Origin of the sequence: Solibacillus cecembensis (assembly GCF_050272495.1) — a bacterium.
Taxonomy (GTDB): domain Bacteria; phylum Bacillota; class Bacilli; order Bacillales_A; family Planococcaceae; genus Solibacillus; species Solibacillus cecembensis.
Window position 1 is genome coordinate 28,213 of the sequence record NZ_JBNNMF010000014.1, and the last position, 22,884, is coordinate 51,096.

17 protein-coding genes are annotated in these 22,884 nt (G+C 39.7%); 3 read left to right on the forward strand and 14 right to left on the reverse strand.

Features of this window, described 5'->3' with window-relative positions; all coding sequences use genetic code 11:
* Window positions 1–97 precede the first annotated feature (97 nt).
* From ACQKIH_RS13375 to ACQKIH_RS13385, 3 genes are all read left to right on the forward strand, one after another.
* The gene (locus ACQKIH_RS13375; RefSeq protein ID WP_427766760.1) at window positions 98–1,672 is read left to right on the forward strand and encodes a PucR family transcriptional regulator; all 1,575 of its coding nucleotides are present in this window, start codon (window positions 98–100) and stop codon (window positions 1,670–1,672) included.
* Between the two features lie 115 nt (window positions 1,673–1,787).
* Window positions 1,788–3,149: an aspartate aminotransferase family protein gene (locus tag ACQKIH_RS13380; RefSeq protein WP_427766762.1), complete on the forward strand. Its 1,362-nt coding sequence runs from the start codon at window positions 1,788–1,790 to the stop codon at window positions 3,147–3,149.
* A gap of 218 nt (window positions 3,150–3,367) precedes the next feature.
* Window positions 3,368–4,888 (forward strand): CoA-acylating methylmalonate-semialdehyde dehydrogenase, encoded by a 1,521-nt coding sequence (locus ACQKIH_RS13385; RefSeq protein WP_427766764.1) that lies wholly within the window; start codon window positions 3,368–3,370, stop codon window positions 4,886–4,888.
* A gap of 272 nt (window positions 4,889–5,160) precedes the next feature.
* On the opposite strand, the gene ACQKIH_RS13390 is transcribed toward ACQKIH_RS13385, so the two are convergent.
* The 14 genes from ACQKIH_RS13390 to yfmT form a co-directional block, all read right to left on the reverse strand.
* A complete protein-coding gene (locus ACQKIH_RS13390) occupies window positions 5,161–7,200 on the reverse strand; it encodes a bifunctional aldolase/short-chain dehydrogenase (protein WP_427766766.1) in 2,040 nt (679 codons plus the stop codon).
* Window positions 7,197–8,777 (reverse strand): ribulokinase, encoded by a 1,581-nt coding sequence (locus tag ACQKIH_RS13395; protein ID WP_427766768.1) that lies wholly within the window; start codon window positions 8,775–8,777, stop codon window positions 7,197–7,199. Before ACQKIH_RS13395 ends, ACQKIH_RS13390 begins: the two co-directional genes overlap by 4 nt.
* Window positions 8,778–8,790: 13 nt before the next feature.
* A complete protein-coding gene (locus tag ACQKIH_RS13400) occupies window positions 8,791–10,575 on the reverse strand; it encodes an L-fucose isomerase (RefSeq protein ID WP_427766771.1) in 1,785 nt (594 codons plus the stop codon).
* Between the two features lie 14 nt (window positions 10,576–10,589).
* On the reverse strand, window positions 10,590–12,026 hold the full coding sequence (locus tag ACQKIH_RS13405) for a rhamnulokinase (RefSeq protein WP_427766774.1): 1,437 nt from the start codon (window positions 12,024–12,026) through the stop codon (window positions 10,590–10,592).
* 12 nt (window positions 12,027–12,038) lie between these two features.
* A complete protein-coding gene (locus ACQKIH_RS13410; protein ID WP_057982712.1) occupies window positions 12,039–12,683 on the reverse strand; it encodes a class II aldolase/adducin family protein in 645 nt (214 codons plus the stop codon).
* Between the two features lie 15 nt (window positions 12,684–12,698).
* Window positions 12,699–13,670, reverse strand: coding sequence for a Gfo/Idh/MocA family protein (locus ACQKIH_RS13415; RefSeq protein WP_427766778.1), 972 nt, complete (start codon window positions 13,668–13,670; stop codon window positions 12,699–12,701).
* 112 nt (window positions 13,671–13,782) lie between these two features.
* The gene (locus ACQKIH_RS13420) at window positions 13,783–14,766 is read right to left on the reverse strand and encodes an ABC transporter substrate-binding protein (RefSeq protein WP_057982708.1); all 984 of its coding nucleotides are present in this window, start codon (window positions 14,764–14,766) and stop codon (window positions 13,783–13,785) included.
* A gap of 250 nt (window positions 14,767–15,016) precedes the next feature.
* Entirely contained in the window at window positions 15,017–16,009 is a 993-nt protein-coding gene (locus ACQKIH_RS13425; RefSeq protein WP_427766782.1) for an ABC transporter permease, read from the reverse strand.
* 17 nt (window positions 16,010–16,026) lie between these two features.
* Complete coding sequence (locus tag ACQKIH_RS13430) at window positions 16,027–17,505, reverse strand: sugar ABC transporter ATP-binding protein (protein WP_427766912.1); 1,479 nt, start codon at window positions 17,503–17,505, stop codon at window positions 16,027–16,029.
* A gap of 153 nt (window positions 17,506–17,658) precedes the next feature.
* The gene (locus ACQKIH_RS13435; protein ID WP_057982704.1) at window positions 17,659–18,426 is read right to left on the reverse strand and encodes a DeoR/GlpR family DNA-binding transcription regulator; all 768 of its coding nucleotides are present in this window, start codon (window positions 18,424–18,426) and stop codon (window positions 17,659–17,661) included.
* Between the two features lie 18 nt (window positions 18,427–18,444).
* The gene (locus ACQKIH_RS13440) at window positions 18,445–18,870 is read right to left on the reverse strand and encodes an RbsD/FucU family protein (protein ID WP_427766785.1); all 426 of its coding nucleotides are present in this window, start codon (window positions 18,868–18,870) and stop codon (window positions 18,445–18,447) included.
* Window positions 18,871–19,427: 557 nt separating this feature from the next.
* Entirely contained in the window at window positions 19,428–20,081 is a 654-nt protein-coding gene (locus tag ACQKIH_RS13445; protein WP_057982700.1) for a M48 family metallopeptidase, read from the reverse strand.
* Between the two features lie 197 nt (window positions 20,082–20,278).
* A complete protein-coding gene (locus tag ACQKIH_RS13450) occupies window positions 20,279–21,124 on the reverse strand; it encodes a methyl-accepting chemotaxis protein (RefSeq protein ID WP_057982699.1) in 846 nt (281 codons plus the stop codon).
* A gap of 18 nt (window positions 21,125–21,142) precedes the next feature.
* Entirely contained in the window at window positions 21,143–22,597 is a 1,455-nt protein-coding gene (gene yfmT / locus ACQKIH_RS13455) for a benzaldehyde dehydrogenase (RefSeq protein ID WP_427766787.1), read from the reverse strand.
* Window positions 22,598–22,884 lie beyond the last annotated feature (287 nt).

Below are 22,884 nucleotides of genomic sequence, written 5' to 3' on the forward strand. Positions count from 1 at the left end.
ACTTAAAAATTATGTGCATATGTATTTTATATATGGTAAATTACTCTATAATATGAAGTTGGTATAGACATGCTGCTCGTTCTAGGAGGCGGAAGGTATGAATGATTTTTCACTTACTGTATCAGATGTGATGACGAAGAAATTATTTAGTAGCGCTCAGTTAATTGCCGGTGCAAAAGGACGGCTCAATGTCATCAAATGGGTCCATATTGTCGAAAGTATGGATGCTGCCAAGTTACTAAAAGGGAATGAATTAATTTTGACGACAGGTATTCATTTAAAAGACAATGAAGAATGTTTTAAACAGTTTATTCACCAATTAATTGCATCAAAAGCTGCCGGGCTGTGCATTGAACTAGGGAGTTCCATTCAAAAGATTCCTCATTTCATTCAGCAGCTAGCTACAGACTTTCAATTTCCACTGATTATTTTTCAAGAGGAAATCGCATTTGTAGAAATCACACAAGACATTCACAGCATGTTAATTAATCAGCAATACGAAATGATTAAAAACCTGGAAGACTATGCGCAACAACTGAATAAATACACACTGACAGTCAACAACTACGAGCAAATTTTAATGCATTTATATAAACATCTTGGCTTGCAAGTAATCTTTACGTTCAACGGGCAAAAACCGATTTTCATTCCAAATATTCATCAGGAACAGTACGAGACGATGCAACGAGCAAATCCAGATGTTGCTAAAAAACACTTCATACAATGTGATGTCAATATTTTCAACCAATACTACGGGGAAGTTTGTTTATTCTCTCCGAAGCGAGTGATTAATGAATACGATGCACTTATTTTAGATCGTACAGTTATTGCCTTATCACAATATTTGTTGCGAGAATTATATATTGAAGAGAAGAAAGGGATGGAGGATCGTGAAATTTTAGAGAACTGGTTGAATGGTCAAGCCACTATCGAACAGTTGGCGCATTTTGTGAAGGACCATCATGCAACTAGTGCTGCGAATCATTGGATTGTCATGATTCATCAAATTCAAAAAAGTAATAGCAGTGATGTCACGTACTATAAGTTGTTTGCGCGCAATGTGCTTGAGAAGTTCGGCTTTTATCCGCTTATTTTAGAAAAGAATCACCAACTCATTTTTATTTTAGCGAATTTACGTGAGCAAGAATCTTATAAGCTACGTATTGAACAAGCACTTACACAAATTCAAGATAATAACAGCAAATATAAATATGCCGATATAAATATTTTGCTTGCAGTGGGCAAATACGTCACCCATCTACAAGCCGTCAAAAATAGCTATACAACAGCCAAAGACACATTAGAAATTCGCTGGAAATCACAAGGGCTTTCGTATTTCTATGAGGATTTACATCTCCACCATTTAATTTTACAACTACAAAAAAATCCAACCATTATGGATATGGTCACTGAAAATATATCCCCCCTCATAGAATACGACCTAAAACATAACAGTAATTTAGTCGAAACGTTAAAAGTTTATTTGCAAACGAATGGTCTAAAAAAAGAAACGTCCGAGCGCCTCTTTATCGTCAGACAAACGTTGTATCATCGCTTGGATAAAATCGAACAACTACTTGGTCATGATTTTATGCAGCCAGAAAAACGATTAGCACTAGAAATGATGCTTGCCGCAAATGAACGGACACCCGTTGTACACCTACAACAATAAAGAATTGCCTATATGTGAAAAGTGATCCTTCATTTATTTTACATTTTGTATAATGCTTATTTCCCTCAAAAGCTGAATAATAGATTTATAGCGAATGAGGGAGTGGTGATTTCCAATGACGAATTTAACAAATCAAAATTGGCAAGTAAAGGATCAACAATACGTTTGGCATTCTATGAAACCGTATAATCCAGATGCAACGATGATTGTCCAAAAATCAAAAGGTGCATGGGTTACTGATATCGATGGGAAGCGTTACTTAGATGCGATGGCTGGATTATGGTGTGTAAACGTTGGTTATGGGCGAGAGGAAATAGCGAAAGTAGCTTACGAGCAATTACTTGAAAATTCCTATACGCCCCTATCTGTAGGTCATACCCCTGCCATCCAATTGAGCGAAAAAATTAGTGAGTTATTAGGTGATGATTATGTTGTCTTTTTCTCGAATAGTGGTTCCGAGGCAAACGAAACAGCATTTAAAATCGCTCGTCAATATCATCAGCAAAAAGGGCAAACAGGACGTACTAAATTTATTTCCCGTTATCGTGCCTATCACGGCAACACGATGGGCGCATTAGCCGCGACTGGCCAAGCACAGCGAAAATATAAATACGAACCTTTAGCAGCAGGATTCCTCCATGTAGCACCACCTGATGCTTACCGCGCTAACGAAGACCATATTACAGATCCCGCTGCTCTCCCATCTGTTCAGGCTATCGAAAATGTTATGACATGGGAGTTGCCTGAGACGATTGCTGGCGTAATAATGGAGCCGATTATTACTGGCGGCGGCGTCATTATGCCACATGAAGATTATTTACGCGGGGTAAAAGCTGTATGTGAAAAACACGGCGCCCTTCTTATCGTGGACGAAGTAATTTGTGGCTTTGGACGTACAGGCAAAGCATTTGGTTTCCAAAACTATGGCATTCAGCCGGATATTGTGACGATGGCTAAAGGTTTAACGAGCGCTTACATGCCACTTTCGGCTACAGCAGTTCGCCGTGAAATTTATGAGGCATTTGCGGGTAGCGATGAGTACGACTTTTTCCGCCATGTCAATACATTTGGTGGCTCTCCAGCGGCTTGTGCCGTTGCCCTCAAAAATATAGAAATAATGGAAAATGAAAATTTATTTGCACGTTCAGAAGAAATGGGTGCGATTATACATGCCGAATTACAAGTGCGCTTAAAAGATCACCCAAATGTTGGGGATATTCGTGGCAAAGGCTTACTAATCGGAGTTGAGCTTGTGAGCGACAAAATTAGTAAAGCGCCACTCAACGTAGCCGATGTTAATAAGGTCATTGCTATATGTAAAGAACAAGGTGTCATCATTGGGAAAAATGGCGTAACGGTTGCAGGCTTTAACAATGTTCTCGCACTTTCACCGCCACTGATCATCTCGTTAGAAGAAAAAGATTTGATTGTAAAAACATTTACAGATGCTTTAAACACGCTTTTGCAACAGTCATAAAATCAATTACGCCTTGGCGTAATTGCGTTCAGATTTTTTCGAGCTTTCTCGAAAATTTCCTCTTAAAAATCTGTGACATCCGCCGGGGCTTAACTTGATTCAGCCAGGTTTGAACCACAACTGTATAGAATTGAATATTTCGCATTCATCCTCCACTTTTAGAAGTAGGAGATTTCTGCTGAAGCAAGTTAAATTGAAACTAAGGGGGAAATTAATTTATGGTAACCAATACAGAAGTAAAAGAATTGGGACATTTTATTAACGGCACAATCGTTCCAGGTAAAAGTGGGCAGTTCTCAGATGTTTACAATCCAAGCTTAGGTACTGTCATTGCACGTGTTCCGATTGCTTCTAAAGAAGAAACGCAACAGGCAATTGCAACAGCGAAAGCAGCATTTCCAGCATGGCGGGCCCTATCTGTTGGAAAACGTACTGAAATCGTTCTGAAGTTCCGTCAATTAATGACAGAGCGTGCGGATGAATTAATCGAATTAATTTGTACGGAAAGCGGAAAAACAAAGGAAGATGCAAAGGGTGAAATTACACGTGGTTTAGAGTCTGTTGACTTAGCCATCAATGCCCCTCACCTATTAAAAGGCGAGTATTCTGTCAATGTTGGCGGGAATATCAATGCATACTCAACAAAAGCACCACTCGGCGTTGTTGCAGCTATTTCCCCTTTCAATTTCCCAGTGATGGTGCCGCTTGCCATTACGAGTATGGCGGTGGCGGTCGGCAATTCGGTTATTTTGAAACCGTCTGAACGCGTTCCTTGCTCTGCACTATTTCTATCAGAACTGTGGAAGGAAGCCGGTTTACCAGATGGCGTTTGGACGGTCATTAATGGTGACAAAGATACAGTAAATGAATTATTAGAAAACCCTACTATTGAAGCAATATCATTTGTTGGTTCAACACCAGTGGCCGATTACATTTTTGCAACCGGTTCGAGGCATGGCAAACGCGTTACTGCATTAGGCGGCGGGAAAAACAATATGATTGTCATGCCCGATGCTGATTTAGAACAAGTGTCAAACGCATTTTTAGGCGCTGCATATGGGGCCGCATCTCAACGCTGTATGGCCATTTCAACAATCATTCCCGTTGGCGAAGAAACAGCGAATAATCTTGTAAAAGTATTAGCTGATAAAATCGCAAAATTAAAAGTAGGTCCATACACAGATCCAGATGTTGATTTTGGTCCGGTTATTACCCAACAATCAAAGGATACCGTCATTGGTTTTATCGACCGAAGCCTAAAAGAAGGCGCTACAATCGTATGTGATGGCCGTAACCCAGACATCGCGAAAAGCTCAAATGGCTTCTATTTAGGACCTACACTACTCGATCACATAAAACCTGGCATGGAAATTTATGAACAAGAAGTATTTGGCCCAGCTCGTAACGTGGTCCGTGTGGATACATTAGAAGAAGCCATTGACTTAATCAATGCGCATGAGCTAGGCAATGGTGTCACGATTTTCACAAATAATGGCGCTGCTGCTCGCAAGTTTACATCTGAAATCGAAGTCGGCATGGTCGGTGTGAACGTGCCAATTCCGATTCCTGTTGGCTACCATAACTTTGCTGGTTGGAAACGTTCTAGATTCGGTGAAGGACATATGTTTGGACCAGACCAAGTTCGCTTCTTCACAAAAACAAAAACCATTTCAGAAAAGTGGTTTGAAGCAGATAGTGAATCTGTGTCAACATTTGCGTTCCCAAGTAATAATGACTGAGTTGGTGGGTTAGGATATTCTTTAGCTATCGTTCCCTTCATTCGTGAACAACCTATGCTATTTGTTTATCTTTGACTAGAGGTAAAAAAGGGCTGTCTTATAAGTCCCTGTATTAAAAAAACACTTGAATTTTAAAATGCCGAAACGCTGTTAAATCAACGTTTCGGCATTTTTTATTTTGTATATTTCAAGATCAAATATCCCTTTTAGAATAGCCTCTTTCTTTCCATTTAGATTACTTTTCGCGAGTAAAAAGCTACCTACTTTAAGTTTTATCTCGTAAACGCTGCCGCCACGCCGCCGTCTACTGTTAGCATGCAGCCTGTTGTTTTGGCTGATTTGCTTGATGCAAAGAAGGCGATTGCTTCGGCGATGTCTCTTGGGTAGATGTTTTCTTTTAGTACTGTGCGTTCTTTGTAGTGATTTTCTAGTTCGTCTGGCTCGATGCCGTATGCTGCTGCTCTTTCTTCACGCCATTTTGAGCCCCAAATTGCGGAACCTTGTAGTACTGCGTCTGGTAGAACAGAGTTGGCACGGATGCCGAGGTCTCCACCTTCTGCAGCGATGCATCGCGCGAGATGGACTTCGAGTGCTTTTACTGCACTATAGGCAGATGCATTTTTGCCAGCGTAGATCGAATTTTTCGAGCCAATGAATATCATGCTGCCTCCCGTTTGTTGTGTTTTCATTATTTTAAATGCTTCTCGCGATACGAGGAAGTAGCCTGTACCTAGTACATTCATATTCAAGTTCCATTCTTTTAATGTTGTTTCTTCGAATGGACTAGATGTTGCGAGTCCTGCGTTGTTGACTAATATGTCGATGCCGCCATATGTGCGGATGACTTGCTGGAACGATGCGATAATTTGTTCTTCATTCGTCACGTCCATTTGCACTGCGATTGCACGACCTGCTCCGTATGTTGCGTTTATGTCGCTCGCGATTTTTTCTGCACCTTCTAGGTTTAGATCAGCAAGTACTACATGTGCGCCTTGGGATGCGAGTAGTCGACAAGTCTCACTTCCAATTCCGCCTGCTCCTCCTGTGACAAATGCTACTTTTCTGGAGAATTCGGCTTCTTTTGGTGCAAGTGATAATTTATATAATTCAAGTGGCCAATATTCGATGGCGAATGATTCTTCAGCAGATAGGGATGTAAATCCGCCTAGAGCGTCAGAGCCTTTCATAACGGAAATTGCTCGATGGTAAAGTGCGCCACTTACTAATGCGGATGCTTTGTCTTTACCTGTATTAATCATACCGATGCCTTTTATTAGAATAACGCGTGGAGATGGGTCGAACATTTCGTCGTTTTCTAATGCGTATGCTTCAAAATATGTTTTGTAGTCGCTTTGGTAATTTTCGATGCTCGTTTTAAGTGTTTCGATATCGTCGACGAATAGTGGGACACGTTTTGTATGCACTAAATGGTCTGGACATGCTGCTCCAACTTGCGATAGTTCACTTGCGCGTGCACTGTTGACGAATTCGAGTACATCATCTGCATCGTCGTAAGAGACAATCATTCCTTTATTTTTCGATACTTGCCCACGAATGATTGGAAGAATTTCGTTTAATACTTCTAGTCGTTTTTCTGGTGATATCGCTTCTGCTGTTTGACCACCGAATGCAGGTGTAGTCTCTAATTTTCCATCAATATATTCTTTTGCTTCGTTAATGATTTGGATTGTTTTATCGTAGCTTTCGCGTGCTGTTTCTCCCCATACAACTAGACCGTGTTTTTCCATTAAGACTAGTTCTGCATTTGGGTTGTTTTTTACGCCGTCTGCAATCATTTTAGAAAGTAGGAATCCTGGACGTATGTACGGAACCCATACAAATCGGTCGCCGAATATTTCTTTGGCGATTTCTTTGCCGTTTGGTGCGCAGCAAATGCTGATGATACTGTCTGGATGTGTATGATCCACATGTTTATATGGAAGGAACGCATGTAAAAGTGTCTCGATGGACGCACGAGGATGCGATTTGTCGATCATGCAATGACCTAGAAAATTGACCATTTCTTCGTCCGTCATGTCTTCACGTTCTTGAAGTGGAAGAATATGTTCGAGTTGGAGTGCAGTGAAGTTCGACTCTTTCATCGTTGCAAGGTCGGAGCCACTTCCTTTTACCCACATAATATCTACTTCTTGCCCACGAAAATCGAGTGCCGTTGTTTTGAAAGACGTGTTGCCGCCCCCCCAGTTGCAGACACGGCGATCTGTACCAATTAGGTTCGAGCGGAATGTTAGTTCCTCTAGTGTGTTTTCTTCGACTGTTTTAGTGGACGTTTCCCATAGATTTTCAATCATTGTTGTTTCTCCCCTTTCAATTTGTGCAGGTCGTACATAATGGATGATTGTTGTACAAAGTACGTACTTAATTTTTCATACATACCGAATAGTTCGTTGTAAGTTTGTTCGTTTTCTTTGTTTGGTTTATATGTGATGGATTGCTTGGATGCCATTTGGTTGATTGCTTCTGGGAATGAGTTGTAGGCATTTGCTGCAACCGCCCCAAGTATTGCTGCTCCAAGTGCCGGTGCTTGATCGTTCTCTATGACGGTAATTTCTTTTTGCAAAATGTCTGCATAAATTTCCATAAGTAACGTGTTTTTCTTTGGGATTCCTCCCGTTGCAACTACTTTGTTTATCGGGATATTATTGTTTTCAAATAGCTCGATAATGACACGCGTTCCAAAGGCAGTTGCTTCCAATAAAGCCCGGTAAATTTCATACGGTTGTGTAGAAAGTTTTTCCCCAATCAATAGTCCAGAAAGAGTTGAGTCAACATAAGGCGTTCTACAGCCGTTATGCCAATCGAGTGCGAGTAAGCCGCTTTCCCCTGGTTTAAGTAGCCGCGCTTGCTCTGTTAACGTTTGAAAGTTTGCGTTATGTTTTTTAATGAAGTGTGAAAATAAATCACCGACTGCTGCTTGCCCTGCTTCATACGCGTAATAACCTGGTAAGATGCCATCTTCTACTACGCCACTAATACCAGGGACGAGTACTTCGTTGTCACTTAATAGTAAATGGCAAGAAGAAGTACCCATTACAATTACAAGTGTTCCGGGTTCACTTACTCCTGCTCCGGGCAATGCGGCGTGTGCGTCAATAATTCCGACTGCTACTGGTGTCCCTTCGCATAACCCTGTAAGTTCGCTCATTTCTTTAGACAAGATTCCTGCTTTTGTACCTGTTGATTTCACTTCTCCTGCAAGCTTCGTATTGTATATATTGTCGAGTGCAGGATGGATTTTTTGTAATGTTTCATTTGCAATATAGCCTGTTTCTTTATGCCATGTTCCTTTGTAGCCCGCGGAACAGCTATTGCGTGTGAGCGTGTTCGTTAGTTTGGAAACGACCCAATCCCCCGCTTCTAGGAAAAATGTAGCTTCTTCGAAAAGTGCTGGATCGTCGTTTGCGATTTCCATTATTTTAGGAAGCATCCATTCAGATGAAATGATGCCCCCATATCGTTGAATCCATTTTTCGTTTTGTACGATTGTCGTTAGTTGTTTCGCTTCGTCTTCTGCTTCATGATGCTTCCACAATTTGACGTAGGCATGTGGATTGTCTTTATGCTGTTGTAATTCGCATAGCGGTTGTAGCTTTTCATTCACCGGTAACATTGTACAGGATGTAAAATCTAAGCCGATGCCGATTACGTCAGATGGTTCGATGTTTATTAGTACTTCTGGAATCGATTTTGCAAGTACATCTAAGTAATCTTGCGGCACTTGAAGTACGGATTCTTTTCCTTTTTTCCCAGTAATGACGCCATGGGGGTATGGCGTCACGCTCGTTGCGACGATATCGCCATTTGTGATGTTTACTAAAATAACACGACCTGATTCGGTTCCATAATCGATACCGATTGCGTATTTCATGAAAGTTACCTCCTTATTTATAAAGAGGGCCAAAGTTTTGACATGCACGGAAGTCTGCTGCTTCACTTTGATCTGTGCCAAACATGTTCCAAGCACTTGGTCTGAAAATACTCGATGCTTCGACGTTATGCATGTTGACAGGAATGCGCAAGATGGAAGCAAGTGCGATTAAGTCTGCACCGATATGTCCGTAGCTCGCGACGCAGTGGTTCGCACCCCAGTTGTTCATAACAGAATAGACATCTGTAAATGCACCTTCTCCCGTTAAGTTCGGTACAAACCAAGTTGTTGGCCATGTTGGATCTGTACGAAGATCAAGTGTGTCATGCATATCATCTTCAAGTTCGATTGTATGACCTTCCGCAATTTGCAGCACCGGTCCTAAGCCTTTTACGTAATTGAGACGCGCGATTGTGACAGACATATCTCCTTTAGTTGTAAAGTCTGTCGAGTAGCCACCACCTCTAAAGTACTCAGTCGACGCCGGACGCCACTGAACATTTTCAAGTGTTTCTTTCACTTCTTCATCTGTAATTTCCCAGAATGGTTTAATCGCTGGTTTACCATCTATCTTTTGGCGACCTGCTCCGTCCAGTGCAGCAGAGCCAGAATTAATTAGATGAATAAAGCCATTCTCCGCTCTGCCAGTTAGTTTTTTTCCTGTTACTCGTTCTACCGCTTCTGGACTCCAGTATGTGCGCACGTCTGCGAAAATTTGTGCAGTGTTTGTTAGCAAGTGACCCATTGCCATTGTGACACCGTTCAAGCTATCGTTTTCCGTTGCAAGTAAATACGGTGCACGTTTGCCATTCCAGTCAAATGATGAATTAAGAATCGTTTCCATAAAGTCACCATTTGGGAAGTAGTCTGTCCATTGACGCTGCCCTTGAAATCCAGCAATTATTGCGTTACGCCCGTTTGCTTCTTCTTCATAGCCTTTTTCTTTTAGCTTTTCATTGCCAATCATTAAGTCTCTTGAAATGAGGGCCATTTTAATAGAACGTTCCCAGTCACTTTGTTTTTCTTCATGGGTACGTTTGAATTCTTCTTTGTTATTGTCTTCTCCGCGAGTTAAATTTTCGTTCGCCCATTGAAGCGCTATCTCGTATTCTTCTGTATCGTAAATTTCAAGCTCCATACGACGAATCAATTCGCTCGAATCAATGTATTCATTGCGCATTCCAAGGTACTCTTGGAAAAAATCATCCTTGACGATACTTCCTGCAATCCCCATTGAAACGGAGCCAATTGAAAGATAGGATTTTCCTTTTAGCATTGCAGCAGCGAGTCCTGCTTTCGCAAAGCGCAGAAGTTTTTCTTGAATGTCGCTTGGAATGTTTGGATCTCCAGCATCTTGCACATCATGCCCGTAAATTCCGAAAGCAGGAAGCCCTTTTTGGTTATAGCCTGCTAATACAGCCGCTAGATAAACTGCACCTGGACGCTCTGTTCCATTGAAGCCCCATACTGCTCTTGGTAAATGTGGATCCATATCCATTGTTTCGCTTCCGTAGCACCAGCAAGGAGTAACGGTAATGGAAACGCCAACGCCTTCTTTTTTGAACTTTTCTGCGGCTTGTGCGGCTTCCCTCACTCCACCAATACATGTGTCGGCAATCACACATTCTACTGGTTCGCCGTTGTAATATTTAAGGTTTTCAGATAGAAACTGTGCCACGTTTTTTGCCATATTCATCGTTGTATCTTCTAGTGATTCACGAACTCCATTGCGGCGACCATCTATCGTTGGGCGAATTCCTATTTTCGGTAGTGTTCCAATATATCTTTCTTTTGTCATGTTTGTCCCCTCCATTAGTTATGTAATAATCGTTGAAATTTTTCTGTTGCTGCTTTCCATTCGCTTATTTGTTGTGGTTCATATTCCATCATGTTGAAGGAGTTCGCGACAAGTTGGCGGCCTTCTTCAATCGTATGAATTTCTCCAAGTGCACGGAGCTGAGATAGTCCATTGCCAATAGAGCTCACTTCTGCCGGTCCAGTGAAAACTGTTTTTTGTGTTGCATTTGCGATAAATTGGCATAGTTTTGCATTTTGCGTTCCTCCACCACCGATGTAAATTTCCGATGTAGCGGATTGAGTGATTATTTCTATTTGTTTAAGCGAGTATGCAAATTTTAACGCTAAGCTTTCAATGAAACAGCGAATTTGCGCGCCAGCTGTTTCAGGTGCTTGTTGATTTGTTTTGCTGCAATAGTCTTTTATCGCTTCAGTCATCGACGTTGGGTTGAAAAAAGCTGCGTCATCCGGGTCGAAGAATGTTTGAAACGCTTTTGCTTTTGTCATTTCGTGCATTTCTTGTTCATATGTGAAGTGAAGGCCTTGTTGCTTCCACTCTTCTCTCAACTTTTGTAAAATCCAAAATCCCATTGCGTTTTTTTGGAATCGGTAATGTCCTTCACTCGTTCCTTCATTTGTAAAACCTTCTTGGAACGCTTCTATTTTTGTTATTGGAGCATCCATTTCTTTTCCGATAAGTCCCCATGTGCCAATGCTCATGAAAATAGCGTTGGCTTTTTGAATCGGGAGTGCATATAATGCGCATGCTGTGTCATGTCCTGGTACGAGTGCCATTTTGATGTTTTTGTTCGCGATTAAGTTGCCGACGATTTGGTGCGGCATTTCGATTGGTGCAAATGGTAATGTTTTATTGAAAAAAGTGTTTTGAATTTTTTCGTCCCATTGCTTGTTTGCGTTTACGAGCTGTGATGTGGATGAAATCGTAAATTCGTTCATTGCAACACCTGATAATGCATGCATAAGTAAGTTTGGCGTCATTAATATTTGTGCTGTTTTTTCTAAGTAATGCGGGTAATGACTTTGAATTGCCATTAGCTGAAACAATGTATTAATCGCGGATATTTCATTGCCCGTTTGTTGAAATAATTCATAAGCCGGAATGCTATTTGTTGCTTGATGTACATAAGGCTCGGTATACGTATCTCGGTACGAAAAGGGTTTGGAAACGAGTGCGCCATTTTGCCCGAGCAACCCGAAATCTACGCCCCACGTATCGATACCTAATGATTCTGCTTGGAAATTGACTTTGTTTATGCCAGCGTTCAGTTCGCGAATCAAGTGATCATAATCCCAGTAATAGTGCCCATTTTCGTAAACTGGCTTGTTTGTGAAACGATGAATTTCAGTCATTTCAAGCTTTTCACCATCGAACCCTTGGGCAACGAGCCGACCACTGGATGCACCTAAATCATAGGCAAGAACTGTTTTCATAAAATTACCCTCCTACTCTTTAAGCAATTTAGAACGATATCTTTCCGCTGAAAGGTTTCGTAGTTCCACACATTCTTCGTCCGTTAAAATTCTTGGGCCTCCGAAAATGCTGCTAATCGTATACACTTTTGCAGATTCTTCCGTTAGTTGCATGAAGAAATATGCTTCTTTCATCGTTTTTCCTAGTGTCAAAACGCCGTGATTACGCATAATCATTACTTCGTGTTTACCAACAAGTTCCGCCACTTTTTCCGCAAGAAGATTTGTCGTTGGTATGACATAGTCGATGTACCCAACACTTTTCACCATCGCTGGAAAGTCTGGGAATAAAGCCGGAATGTCTTTTCCAGCAGAAGAAACCCCCACTGAATAAGTAGGGTGTGCATGAAGCACTGCTTGAATTTCCTCACTTTTTCGGAAACATTCCAAATGCATCAAAACTTCTGATGATGGGCGTAAATCTCCTGCCACTTCTCCAGTTGTAATATTCACTTTGACCCATTGATGCGGTTCGATTTCCTTCAAGTCAAAGCCACTTGGAGAAATATACATATCGTCTCCATCTCGCATGCTTAAATTTCCGCCTGCTCCTACAACTAGTCCTTGATCTACAAGTTTATGCGCATATTTCGTTAGTTCTTCAATGACTTTGGACATTTGGACACTCCCTTTCTAATGCAGTAATTGATTAATTTTTTCAAGTTCAATCGCTTGTTGCAGCATTTGCGCCGCTGTGTAATTTAAAGGTAATTCATTATTTTGGATAGCTAATTGAAATGCTTTTATTTGTTCCACGTATGCATTTGCAGATTCGGTAATGATATACGATTCGTTATTTGATTCGTATTGAATGATTCCTTCGTGATTATTTAAGTCAGAACGGAATGCAAATGGTAACTGCATCGTACCTTTTGTGCCAATAATATCAATCGCATGTGTCATCGGAGCGTAAAAACTAGCGTCGATTTGAGCAAGAATTCCGGATGGATAATTAAGCTGAACTGCAACATGTGTATCGACTTGTTTATCAGATTTACCGGCTAATGCTTGGACATTTATCGGACTTTCCTCTATTAAATAGTGAATTGCATTTAACGGATAACAGCCGATATCATTGAATGCCCCTCCGCCAAGATTTGGATTCATACGGATATCATTGTCCCAGTCTTCCATTGTGAAATGAAACCTGGAACGGATTGTTAGTACGTCACCAATTACTCCTTGCTTTAGAAGTTCTTTTGCTTTTGCCATTTGCGGATGAAAACGGTACATGAATGCTTCCATTAGGATGACACCATGTTTGCGGCTTTCACTTTGCAGCTCTTGAAGATCACTTGCCTGTAGAACAATTGGCTTTTCGCAAAGCACATGTTTTTTTGCTTGGATTGCTGCAAGTGCCCACTTTTTGTGATGCGTGTTCGGAAGTGCTATGTACACTGCATCTACTTCTGGTGATTCGATTAGCTCTTCGTACGTGTTGTATATGTTTGGGATATTGAAGTTGCTTGCGAATTGCTGAACTCTTTCCCTGCTTCGACTTGCAATTGCTATGATTTCTGCTTCGTTTGCCTGTTGGATTGCTGGAATGACTTGTTTTTTGGCAATATTAGCTGCACCGATAATACCCCATCGCAGTTTTTTCATTAAAAGTAAGCCCCCTAGTTTTAAAGATTTCATTTCAAGCAGATGATGTTTGGAGCTTTCGCGTCAGTCGATATTAAAGTTTAGGAGCCGACCATAGCCAGCTCCCATTTTTTTATTCGTATAATGCTGCTTTAATGTCTGCTTCTTCCATATTGTCTTTGTCGTACCAGTAGAAGCCAGTGTCGATTGTTTTTTCTACTTCTTTGCCGTTCATCGCGTCTACAGCAGCTTTCACTGTTTCATAGCCGATACCTACTGGATTTTGTGTTACTGCTCCAGCCATTAAGCCGTCTTTAATCGCGTCAATTTGTTGTTTACCAGAGTCAAACCCTACAACTACTAGGTCCCCTGATTTGTTTAGTTCTTGTACTGCGTTTACTACACCGATTGCTGATCCTTCATTTGAACCGAAAATTCCTTTAAGGTCACTGTGAGCAGACATGATTGCTTTTGCCAAGTCAGTCGATTTTAAGTGATCTCCACCGCCGTATTGGATATCAACAATTTTAATATTTGGATATTTCGATTCAATTTGCTCTTTGAAACCGTCACGACGTTGTACCCCAGTTACAGAAGTTTGGTCATGCACGATCATGGCAATTTTTCCTTCGCTACCGATGAACTCAGCCATTTTGTCTGCTGCAAGTGCTGCTGCCGCTTTGTTATCTGTAGATGCAGTTGCTAGTGGAATTTCACTGTCTACACCTGAGTCAAATGCAATGACTGGAATATCCTTTTCTTTCATTTCTTCTAACAATGGCGTTGCTGCTTGCGAATCAAGAGCCGCAAAGCCGATCGCATCTGGTTTTTTGTCGAGTGCCGCGCGAAGCATTTCTATTTGTTTATCAACTTGTGATTCTGTTTCAGGTCCTTCAAATGTAATTTTTACATCAAATTCATCTGCTGCTTGTTCTGCCCCTTGCTTAACCGCTTGCCAGAATTGATGTTGGAATCCTTTCGAAACAATGGCTACATAAGGTTGTTTTTCTCCGCCGTCTGAACTGTTACTTTCAGTTCCTGCATCATCTGAGTTACATGCACCTAAAATCATCGATACAGCTAGCATACTTCCTAAAAACCAAGATCTTTTCTTCATTTATTTCTCCCCATTCCCATTATTTTATATTTGAAGTCACTTGGACTAAAAACCATTAATCAATTACGCCGAGGCGTAATTGCGTCCAGATTTTTTCGAGGGCCCAACAAGACGTGGGTCAGTCAGCCGTTGTCACACGATGTGACGTCTTAAGGCTGACATCCTCTTTAAAAGTTCCTCTTAAAAATATGTGACATCCGCCGGGGCATAATTTGATTCAGCTGGGGTTTAAATCCCCAGCTGAATCAAATTATTCCTTACGTCTTCTAAGAATATCCATATATACTGCGAGAATGATAACTAAGCCGACAACAACCGTTTGCCATTCTTGCGGGATTGACATGATGCGTAGCCCGTTAGTTAGAACACTCATGATTAATGCGCCAATTACTGTTCCAACAATTGTTCCTTTACCACCACTTAGGGAAGTACCACCGATTACTACTGCAGCAATCGCTTCTAATTCATACCCTTGACCGAGTGCCGGTTGTGCCGAGTTCAAGCGTGACGCCATAATAACTCCGGCAATTCCTGTAAAAGCTCCAGCTAATGAATAAATCGACACTTTCCAAAAGTCGACGTTTACTCCTGATAGTTTTGTCGCTTCTTCATTGCTTCCGATTGCGAAATTATAGCGTCCTAAAATCGTCTTCGAAAGAATGATTGCCCCAATAATGGCAGCGATAAAAAATATAAGAACCGCATTTGGAATGTTAACGCCTGGAATAATCGATCCAAGTGCGATTTTCGTGAAAATTTTATGATCCGTGAAATAAATTGGAGCCGCTCCTGAAATAACAAGTGCTAATCCTTTTGCAATCATCATCATTGCCAGCGTTGCAATGAAAGGCGGTATTTTCAGCTTCGTTATTGCGAGTCCACAAAGGAATCCACAAAACGACCCAGTCGCAATACCTGCAAATATACCAATAAAAATCGGAAGTCCCGCATTTACGATCACGACCCCAGTAATTACTGACGACAGTGTCATAACTGTACCTACGGATAAATCGATTCCGCTCGTGATAATAACAAATGTTGCGCCCAGTGCTAAAATACCAATCACTGCTGTGGATAATAAAATACCAATTATGTTGCTCCATTGCAGAAAGCTACTCGATGCAAAGGAGAAAAATATAACTAAAGCAATTAAACTTCCGAAAGCAAGTGTTTGTTGAATTGCTCCTGGTGGTATTACCTTTTTTTTCACTGGTTCTTTTTCAACTACTGATTCGATATTCACTTACCTCACCCCTATTATTAGTGGAGCTGCGTTGCATACTCCATTATTTTTTCTTGTGTTGCTTCCTCGGATGAAAGTACTCCGGTAATTTTCCCTTCTGCCATGACAACAATTCGGTGGCTCATTCGTAGTATTTCAGGTAGTTCTGATGAAATCATAATGATTGATTTTCCACTTGCTGCAAGTTCGTCGAGCAGTTTGTAAATTTCCCCTTTTGCTCCTACGTCAATCCCTCTCGTTGGTTCATCGAATATGAGGATGTCGCAATCTCGTTGCAGCCATTTTGCGATAACTACTTTTTGCTGGTTCCCTCCAGAGAGAAGTCTAATCTGTTGATCAACAGATGGTGTTTTGATTTTTAGTTGGGCAACGTACTTGACTGCTATTTTTTTGATTTTGGAATCGCTTACAAACATTCCTTTTGATTGATAGTCTTTAATCGTTGCAAGTGCAATATTTGATTTGACATCCATATTCACGAGTAGCCCAAACTGCTTTCGGTCTTCTGATAAGTACCCGATTCCATGTTTTACTGCCGCTGCTGGAGAGGTTATTTTGACTTCATTGCCATGGAGATTGATTGTTCCAGTTGTTGCTGGATCTGCCCCAAATAATACTCTTGCAACTTCTGTGCGCCCCGCTCCCATTAAGCCAGCAAATCCAAGTATTTCTCCTTTTTTTAATTCGAATGAAACATCTTTTAATAATGCTTTTGTCGAAATGTTTTTCATCTGAAGTACCGTTTCTTTTTCGCCCTCTGCGATGTTCGGCTTCGATTCTATGTACACATGTCTGCCGACCATAAGCTGGATTACCTTGCTCATTTCTGTTTCAGCAGTTGTCAGTGTGTCAATGTATGTCCCGTCTCGCATAATGGTAATTCGATCGGTAATTCTTTTGAGTTCATCCATTCTGTGAGAAATGTAGATGATCCCGACTCCTTTTTCTCTAAGGCTACTAATAATTTCAAAGAGAGCTTCGATTTCTATTTCGGTTAGGGCTGTCGTAGGTTCGTCCATGATAAGTATTTTGGAATTGAAGGAAAGTGCTTTTGCTATTTCGACCATTTGCTGCTTTGCTACGGTTAAGTTTTGCACTTTTGTCTTGGGGTCTAAATCTATGTTGAGTTTTTCGAAAAGTTCTTTTGCTTGGTTGTTTAGTTTTTTGTCGTCTACTAGAAGGTTAAGTGCTCCTTTTGGTTCCCTGCCTATGAAAATATTTTCGGCAACGGTAAGGTCTTTCATCAAGTTGAGTTCTTGGTGAATAATTGAAATTCCTAATTCTTGGGCATGTTTTGGTGATGTGACGTTAATTTCCTTGCCTTCGAGTGTAATCGTTCCTTCATCTTTTTGATAAATGCCGGTTAATATTTTCATAAGGGTGGATTTTCCAGCTCCATTTTCACCTACTAGTGCAAGCACTTCGCCAGATTGTAAATCTACTTGAACGTCTGAAAGCGCTTTAACTCCTGGGAAAGACTTAGATATATGTTCCATTTTTAATAAAGGTTCCACTTTTCTCCCCACCTTTGTTGTTTTACTTTTGGTTTTCTGTATTTTTGTTGATTATAAAACAAGTATTTTTAAAAATCAATACAATTTTCATATTTTTCTGAATATTAACTTTAATGTATGATACGCAAATGTGCTTCAACCCATTTGCGCATATAAAATTGATATTTTTTTTTCTTCAAAATTGTTTAAATATGTTTTATTTGCTTGGTTATCTATAATAATCGTGTTGATTACATCTTCTTTTGCTATATAAGCGAATGCTTTTTTCTCCAATTTTGTATGGTCAAGTAGGAGTATTTTTTCATCCGCCATTTCAATCATTTTTCGCTTGATGATTGCTTGTTGTTCATTGGAATCACTAATCCCCCATTGTTTATGCAAACCTTTGCAGGAAAAAAAGACTTTATTAACATGGTAACGTTCGAGCGCGCTTACAGTTAGCGGACCAACTAACGAAAGAGATGACGGGGACAGATTGCCACCAACAACGACCACTTGTATGTTCGAATGGTTCGCAAGCTCAACTCCGACGCGGATTGAGTTCGTAAGTACCGTCATTCTTTGATTTGGCATTAGGCGGGCAAGGTATAGCGCAGTTGTACTTGCATCTAGGAAAATAATATCATCCTCTTGTATAAGTTTGACGGCTTCTTTTGCGACCGCTAATTTCTCTTCTTTATTCATCACTTCACGTTGAAAATATGGGATATCTCCCTCTTCTTCTTCTGTCGAAACCGCACCACCATGCGTACGCGCAAGCTTGCCTTCAGTTTCAAGTTTTTCTAGATCTCGTCGAATTGTTTCCTCTGTCACTTTCAGGTTTTTGCTCAGTTCGGAAACGCGTGCTGTTTTATTGGCATTGACGATGCTGATGATTTTTTTATGTCGTTCTGGAACTAACATGTTGGATTGCCCCTTTCTTTAAATGATGACACCTTTTTTTAGAATGACGTTTGCGTATAACGCTTGATCACTTGTGGCGATTATTGCATATGCTTGTTTCGCCAGATCGTAAAATTGGAATCGTTCAAGTTTGGTTGGTGTGAAGCTGCTGTTTTCTGTTTTTGTGAGAATGGTTTCGTATTCGGACCAAATTGGTGGTGTGGCTACTTCTGGGCCATGCATCATGTAAAATATAGCCTCGTCTGCGTATGGATCAAGCGGCATTAGTGTGAGTATTGCCTCTAGTATTTCTGGTATGTTTAAGCCATCTAGCCGGATTAAGTTTTGTGCATGCGATGCGGCTGGAAAGTTTCCATCAGCGATGACAATTTCGTCCCCATGCCCCATTTCCATTAAAATTTTTAATAAATCTGGCGAAAGACATTTTGGAATATGTTTGAGCATTCTTGTTTCTCCTTTGTTTGTTTTTGTTTTTCTTTAATAATACCAAATAGTCGGAAAATTGGAATAGTTTTTTTGTGGGGGTGTGTTATTTATATGGTGAAACAGGAAAATGTACTCACAAAATAAGAAGCCTACACCTTGGAGTGCGACTTCTTGTTTATCAAAATATCTTGCGTGGATTTTTTGTAGTGAGTTATATATTGTCAAACGGGTTGATTAACCAAATTCATCCGACTATTTCATAGATAATCAGCCTATTCCACGTAATTTCCTGGAGGGCTCGTTTCCATTCAATTTGCAGGGTATTACAAAGAAGCACGCTTAAAAATCTCGCAAAAGATAGCTGTTTACAGTTAGGTTGTTTCTTACCTTGTGTGTATAACCATCTTAGAATCACGTAAGTAATCAACGCTGCAACTAGTTGTAGCCTAGCATCATATTTGGTCCTTTTACTAATAATTCTCCAATCTCTCCTCTAGGGACCTCTTTTTCTTCTGGTAACACCAATAAATGCTTGAAAAAACGGCTACATTTCCCTTAAAATGTAGCCGTTTTATTTAAAATGACATGGAACGCCCGTGCCTTGCTAAATATGCTTCTTTTTCTTTATAATCTGGCATTATACTTCCAACACGTCTCCAAAATGAACGATCATGATTCATATGACTTAAATGACATAGTTCATGGATTACCACATAATCAATGACTTCGATTGGGGCCATAGCTAATCGATAATTAAACGTAAGCTTTCTCTCTGAGCTACAGCTACCCCACTTTGTTTTAGACTCTACAATTTCAATAACTTTAGGTTTTACTTTTAGTTGTTGTTGATATATTTTTATTCGTTCTCCTACAGTTTTCTTGCAACTATTAATATAGAACCTTTTGAGATTTTTTTTAAGTGTCTCTTCATCCAATTCACTTGTGTCTATTAATTCATGTAGGAAACACTCTTTACCAAGATGTAAAAACTTCCCTTCTACATGGAATCCTCTTGCTTTAGGAATTTCCCGAGCTACTTCAATTTCATGAATTTTCTCTAGTATCCATGTCCCATTACTTTCTATTGCACTCATAATCGCTTCTTTACTCGTACTTTTGGGCGCTTTAACAGTAATATAACCAAAAGAATCTATATGAATCGATAACTTCTCTCTATTTCCATACTGAACGTTAAAATCTATTGTTTTATTTTCAAATTCAACTTTCATAACCAACCTCTTTTTTCCTAGTATATTCTAACTAGGATAATACAAATATTCTCTCATGCATACTAAAAGTCATTAATTTAATTTTTCAAATACTGTGTATATCAACAAAAAGAGTAGCATCATCTAGGATTATGAAAAAAAGATTAAAGACGAGCTCTATTACGTTGAGCTCGTCTTTAATCTTTAAAAATTTTTCACTATTTTTTTCCCTTGTCGTATAAAATCTCTTCAGCAAATTGTGCTAATTGTTGAGCTTTTAAGCTTATTTCCTGAATCGTTGTAGAAAACTCATGGATTGAACCAGATTGTGTATCTGTTAATGTGTTGACTTCGGCGAATGATTGATTTAACGTTTTTAAAAGCTGTTGAATATTTAACGTAATATTATTAATTTGATCTGCATTTTGCTTCGAATTTGTAGCAAGCTTACGAACTTCACCAGCAACGACCGCAAATCCTTTACCATGTTCGCCTGCACGTGCAGCCTCAATTGCAGCATTTAAACCTAATAAATTACTTTGATCTGAAATTCCTTTTACTACAGAAGATATTTGACCAATTTCCTCCGCACTTGAACTCACATCTTTCATTGAAGATGTCATATTTTTCACGCGGTCGGATAAATTGCCCACTGAGCCACTAATTTCTTCAATAGAAGCAGCCGTTTGCTCTACAATCGCAGAGAAACTTTCAGCCATTTCAAATAATTTATGCGCTTTTTCCAAGCTTGTTCCGATGCCAACCCCACCAATTACTTTCCCAGTACTATCATGAAGCGGGATAGCTCTTGCAATAAGTGGGAAGCCGAATAATTCTTTCGGTACAACTGCTGATAAAGATTTATTCGCTTTAATCGCATTTGTGATTACATCGCCTTCAACAAGTGGGTCCCCTGGCTTAACGTTTAAAGCGAATGTCTTCGCTGGAATATTAATGATTAATTTCTCAGTATCGTAAATACCCAACGTAATATCGTCTTGAATAAGCCCATTTAACAAAGGAGCTACTTTAATAAACGCGCTAATTACATCTGTTTCTTGCATTTCCCCACTCCTATATCTTTAATAAGGTAAATTTCTTTTACTATAGTTTACAGAAATCCATTTTATCGTTGTAAACTCTTCAAGACTCCATGCACCATTTAAGCGACCAATACCTGATTGCTTTTCACCACCAAATGCAACAGTTGGTTCATCATTGATTGTTAAATCATTTACATGAATCATACCTGTATGTACTTTCTTCGCCATTTCTACACCACGTTCAAGGTTGGCAGTATGAATTGCACCACTTAATCCAAAACGAGTATCATTTGCGATTTGAATGGCTTCTTCTTCCGTTTCGAATGGAATAATACAAACAACTGGGCCAAATAGCTCTTCTTGTGCCACACTCATGTCTGTTGTTACATCTACTAAAATAGTTGGCTCTACCATTCTGCCTTTAATATTACCTTTAATAACGGCTTTAGCACCTTCCGCAATACCATTTTCAATCATAGCTTCTAGGTTAGCTGCTTGGCGGTCATTAATTACTGGACCAATGATTGTTTCAGGATCTCTTGGATCACCCACTTTAAGTGAAGCAACTTTCGCAACAAACTTATCAAGGAACTCGTTATAAATCGATTTTTGCACTAAAATGCGGTTTGCTGACATACAAATTTGCCCTTGGTGTGCGAATCGACTAAATGTCGCAGCATCAACAGCATAATCCATATCTGCATCCTCTAATACGATAAAGGCACTATTGCCACCTAACTCTAATAATGGTTTTTTGAAGTTTTTAATCGCTACTTGACCAATGTAACTTCCTACCTTTGTTGAACCTGTGAAGGAAATAATTCTTGGAATCGGATGTTCAACAAATGCATCACCGATTTCTTTAATATCCGTTACAACAACATTCATTAATCCTTTTGGTACACCAGCTTCTTCAAAAATCTTACCAATTAATGTTCCGCCTGTAATAGGTGTATCTTCATGCGGCTTTAACACAACACCATTTCCAGCGCCTAATGCAGGTGCTACAGATTTCATTGATAAAAAGAATGGGAAGTTAAATGGACTGATCACACCCACAACGCCTGCTGGAATACGATACAGTCGGTTTTCTACATCATCGATTGTTGAAGGTAAAATCTTCCCTTCCATACGAATTGGAAATGTTGCAGCCTCTCTAATAATATTTTTAACAAGACCAATTTCAAAAGCAGCCTTTAATCTTGTTCCACCTAATTCATCTATAATAATCGATGTAATGGCCTCTTCGTTTTCTTCAATATATTTCACTGCATTCTCAAGAATATCTCGTTTTTTATAAGGATTTACTTTGTCCCATTCTTGCTTTGCTTGCCAGGCAGCTTGATATGCATGATCAATATCAGAAACATTTGCTAATTTAAATTCTGTTATTACTTCATTATTATAGGGATTTATGTCATGTAAAAAACTACTACTTTGTCCTTCTCTCCATTCCCCACCTATAAATTGTTTTCCTAATTTTTCAATATCCATTTCATAACCTCCAAATTGAATTGATGTGTACAATACAAATATCGACAGATTTTACGGAAAATTTATAATATACGAAAAATTTATAGGTTTTTTATCTTAATAACTAATCGTTTAGATAATCCTTTATTCTTATTTATATAATTTAACTTTACTATGAAAAAAGGTTTAATAAGTTCAATTTGCTATTAAATATCCAATCCGTATTCCAAAATCGGTCAAGATGCAAAAGAAGGACACTCGTTACGAATCTAATCCCTCTAATTTAACAATTACCAAAAAACTGAAAA